General features: G+C 73.0%; 3 protein-coding genes and 1 pseudogene. 3 read left to right on the top strand and 1 reads right to left on the bottom strand.

What is annotated here, in order from left to right:
• Positions 1 to 114: 114 nt before the first annotated feature.
• The 3 genes from E1283_RS34655 to E1283_RS34645 all read left to right on the top strand — a co-directional run bounded on the left by E1283_RS34655 (position 115) and on the right by E1283_RS34645 (position 2695).
• Complete coding sequence (locus E1283_RS34655) at positions 115 to 930, top strand: LLM class flavin-dependent oxidoreductase (protein ID WP_243745308.1); 816 nt, start codon at positions 115 to 117, stop codon at positions 928 to 930.
• A gap of 107 nt (positions 931 to 1037) precedes the next feature.
• Positions 1038 to 2063, top strand: coding sequence for a MerR family transcriptional regulator (locus tag E1283_RS34650; RefSeq protein ID WP_132822135.1), 1026 nt, complete (start codon positions 1038 to 1040; stop codon positions 2061 to 2063).
• 131 nt (positions 2064 to 2194) lie between these two features.
• Positions 2195 to 2695: a hypothetical protein gene (locus tag E1283_RS34645; protein WP_132822134.1), complete on the top strand. Its 501-nt coding sequence runs from the start codon at positions 2195 to 2197 to the stop codon at positions 2693 to 2695.
• 20 nt (positions 2696 to 2715) lie between these two features.
• Here E1283_RS34645 and E1283_RS39305 read toward each other — a convergent pair.
• Positions 2716 to 2859: pseudogene (locus E1283_RS39305) on the bottom strand (IS982 family transposase); the annotation flags it as partial.

Raw genomic sequence — 2859 nt, 5'->3', positions numbered from 1 at the left:
GCTGGCCGCCGCCCGCGTCCCCGAACACAGTCCACCGCACCCGCGCCCCGTCGGTCATCCGCGTGACGCCACGCTGCTCCACCCAGGTCACCCCTGTCGATGAGTTCCGGCCGGATGCCGAGTCTGCGGGTCTGGCGCGAGGCGGACGCGATCCCGGAGATCGAGCACGCCTGGCTGTTCGACCACCTGCTGCCGATCGCCGGCGAACTGGACGGGCCGATCCTCGAAGGCTGGACGCTGCTCTCGGCCCTCGCCGCCGGCACGCGCCGGCTGCGGCTCGGCGTGCTGGTGACCAGCAACCGGTTCCGGCCACCCGCGATGCTGGCCAAGATGGCCACGACCGTCGACATCGTCTCCGGCGGCCGGCTCGACCTCGGCATCGGCGTCGGCTCCCGCCCCAGCCACCCGCTGGCCCGCCGCGAGTACGAGGCGCACGGCCTGCCGTTCCACGACACCGCGCACGCCGTGAGCGCCCTCGCCGAGGCGTGCACGGTGATCCGGCGGCTGTGGACGGCGGACGCGCCGTTCGACTTCCACGGCGAACAGGTGCGGCTCACCGGGGCGTTCGGCAACCCCAAGCCGATCCAGCGCCCCCACCCGCCGATCCTGATCGGCGGCCGCTCGGCCGCGACGCTGCGGGTGGTCGCCGAACACGCCGACCTGTGGAACATCCCGGGCGGCGACCTCGACGACATCGTCCGGCGGAGCGCGCTTCTCGACCGCTACTGCGCCGAGATCGGCCGCGACCCCGCGTCGATCACCCGCTCCCTCCACCTGCCCGTCTCCTACCACCGGCCCGACGCCACCCGCGAGGCGATCGGCGAGGCGCTGGACGCCGGCTTCCGACACGTCGTCCTCGGCCTGCCGACGCCCTACCCGCCCGGCGTCGCCCGCTGGGTCGCCGACGAACTCGTGACGCCGTCGCTCTAGGCGCCCGGGCCCCGCCCGTCGAGAGGGCCTGGGCCACCTCCGGGTGACCGCTGGGGAGCCCGGCGTGACCTTGCGTCTCCAGTGGGTCGAGACCGCACAGTGGCACGGTGGACGACGAGAAGACGTACCCGATCGGAGACGTGGCGCGCCGAACCGGCCTCAGTGTCAGCGCCATCCGCTTCTATGCCGACACCGGCGTGGTCGAACCCTCCGCGCACACCTCCGCCGGCTACCGGCGGTACGACGTCGAGGCCATCGCCCGCCTCGAACTGGTCCGCACACTGCGGGACCTGGGCGCCGGGCTGGAGGACATCCGGCGGCTGCTCGCCGGGCAGACGACGGTGCACGAACTCGCCACGGCCCACCTGGCCGTCCTGGAGCAGGAGGCCTCCCGGCTGCGTACCCGCCGTGCCGTGTTGCGGGCGCTCGTCCGGCAGCGCGGCAGCGCGGAGCGGGTAGCCCTCCTGCACCGGGTCGTGTCCCTCTCCGACGAGGAACGGGAGCGGCTGATCGAGGAGTTCTGGGCGGAGGTAAGCGACGGGCTCAACGAGAACCCGCGGTTCGTCGCCGACCTCAACTCGGCTCCGCCCCGTCTCCCGGACGAGCCCACCCTCGAACAACTGGATGCCTGGATCGAGCTGGCGTCGCTGGTCAGCGACCCGGAAGTCCGGCGGGCGGTGCGGGCGGACCTGAACGGGCGCTTCAGCGACGGGGTCGGGCAGCTGCTGGTCTCCCCGACCGCGCTCGAATCCTACGAGCGCGGTACGCCGCTGCTCATGGACGCCGTCGCGGCGCAGCGGGCCGGCCTGGCCCCCGACTCCCCGCGTGCCCAGGAACTGGCCGACCGGTATCTGCGCTGGCTCGGCGAGATGTTCGGAGCTTCCTTCGAGGACGCGGCGACCCGACGGGAGATCGCGGAGAGCCTGCTGCTTCTCGAACCGGAGGTTCTCGCCGATCTGGAGCGCGAGGCGCACGGGCCCCCCGCCACCGACCCGCACGAGCGATACCAGCACCTCGTGCAGGTGATCAACGGAACCCTGAAGGCGAACCACGCCGAACTCGCCGGCTACGCCGCCGCGTACACCTGGATCGCGGTCGCCCTGAACCCGACTGCCGCCCCCACGCCGGACTGAGCGCCGGAGCCCGGCCGCGGGGAACTTCCGGGGCCGCCCGCGTCGTCCCACCTGTCGACACGTGGGCGGACGTGCTCGCCGCTCGCCGCTCGCCGCCGAACACCGAACACCACACCACCGTTGGAGTGCTCATGGCCATGGTCGGCCTCTTCTGGATCACCGAGGACTCCGTGTACCTGGGGGCGCGGCCCGTCGGCGGGGCGTCCGGGGTGCGGCTGACGGAGGGCGGCGTCGAGGCCCTGGGGGACGACCACGGCACGTCGTGGAGCTGGCCCGAGGTGCGCCGGATCGACGTCCGCGACGTGGCCGTGCGATCCGCCGCCCGGCGCTTCCTGTCCATGACCTTCGAGACCGTGTACGCGGCGATCTCCGGCGACGGCGAGCTCCCGCCCCACTTCACCGTGCGGGTGGAGACCGCCGACGACGCCGGCGAGGTGGACGTCACCTCCGCCGTCGCCGGCGGGATCTACACCACCGGCGAGTACGAGCTCTCCCGCGCGCTCCTCGACCGGCTCGCCGACGGCGGCGCGACCGTCCGCGACCTCCTCGCCTGGCGCCACGACCACGCGTCCGGCGACACCCCGCCCCGCGAGGAGCGCGAAGCGCTGCTGCGCAAGTGGGCCGAGGCCTAGACGAATAGTTCCGATGTGGCTCAGTGGTCGTAGGCGATCAGTGACCTGGTGATGGGTGCGCCGATGGTGCGGTTGTGCCAGATTGCACAGGTCATCGCCAGGATCCGCTGAGCCACTCGGACGCCGACGCCTTCGATGGTGCGGCCGCCATGCTGTTCGAGGCC

This window comes from Streptomyces hainanensis (assembly GCF_004348415.1).
GTDB classification, from domain to species: Bacteria; Actinomycetota; Actinomycetes; order Streptomycetales; family Streptomycetaceae; genus Streptomyces; species Streptomyces hainanensis.
Note: the sequence above shows the minus strand (reverse complement) of the source record. Positions and strands in the feature narration are given on the sequence as shown.

Bases quoted from the DNA above. Each gene is read 5' to 3' on its own strand.
- E1283_RS34655 (WP_243745308.1), top strand. From the start codon at position 115: ATGCCGAGTCTGCGGGTCTGGCGCGAGGCGGACGCGATCCCGGAGATC.
- E1283_RS34645 (WP_132822134.1), top strand. From the start codon at position 2,195: ATGGCCATGGTCGGCCTCTTCTGGATCACCGAGGACTCCGTGTACCTG.